This window comes from Pseudoalteromonas sp. SR45-5 (assembly GCF_014163565.1).
Lineage (GTDB): Bacteria > Pseudomonadota > Gammaproteobacteria > Enterobacterales > Alteromonadaceae > Pseudoalteromonas > Pseudoalteromonas distincta.
On record NZ_JACJDN010000978.1, the window covers coordinates 1 to 898 of the forward strand.

Annotated in this window: 1 protein-coding gene; it reads left to right on the plus strand. The window is 33.2% G+C overall.

What is annotated here, in order from left to right:
• The first annotated feature begins 167 nt into the window (after positions 1 to 167).
• Positions 168 to 866, plus strand: coding sequence for a M48 family metallopeptidase (locus tag H5072_RS20475; RefSeq protein ID WP_182694637.1), 699 nt, complete (start codon positions 168 to 170; stop codon positions 864 to 866).
• Positions 867 to 898: the final 32 nt, after the last annotated feature.

The following is an 898-nucleotide window of genomic DNA, read 5'->3' on the forward strand; positions in this document are numbered from 1 at the left end:
TATTCTAATGTATTGCCTGTCACAGGACTAAGTTAGATTTATATGGTCATATTTAAGTTTCTATCGAGTAACCTTAATAAAACTAATGAATTGGCTTAACTAAGCGAAAATTACACTTTATTTGGTTTTATTAATTGCTGGTGAATTTTCTCGTAGCAATATCATTAATGAGTATGAAAGTGTTTGAATATCAGTTAAAGAAAAGTATAAAACGTAAAACGGTTGCCATTAAAGTACATAACAAGAAGGTGACTGTATATGCCCCTCAATTTGTTAGTAATAAACACATCCAAGAATGGCTTTTTGATAAGCAGGTGTGGGTAAATGCTCAATTAACTAAACAGCACAATATTGCTGATAACAGACAGAACCCGCTCAAAGACAAACAAATTTTAATCTTTGATAGCATTGAAAACATAGAATTTAAGCAAGGTACTAAGTCCGAAGTAATAAACAGTAACGACAGCTTGCTTATTACGCACTCTTCGCGCGTTAAAAATACTTCGCAAAAATATCAGCAACTTCTTGAAGAATATTTAAAAGAGCAACTAACTGCATATATAGAAATGCGTTTAGCGTACTTCTGCGCACAAATGGGTGAAGAGTTACCTACAAGTCTAAAAGTAGCTATTTATAAGCGAAAGTGGGGAAGTTGTAATAGTAAGCGAGAGCTAACATTTAATTTGCATTTAATTGGAGCGCCTTATCATGCTATTGATTATGTGATTGTCCACGAGTTAGCGCATTTACGTCACTTAAACCACAGTAAAGCTTTTTGGCAACACGTTGAGCGTTTTTTTCCTAATTATAAAGCATCATCAACATGGCTAAAGAAAAACAGCATGAGTTTACAATGGGTATTTTGAAGTTAACCTGAATATAGGAATATAGGAATATA

Excerpts from the sequence above, each read along its gene's own strand:
- H5072_RS20475 (WP_182694637.1), top strand. The coding sequence starts at position 168 with ATGAGTATGAAAGTGTTTGAATATCAGTTAAAGAAAAGTATAAAACGT.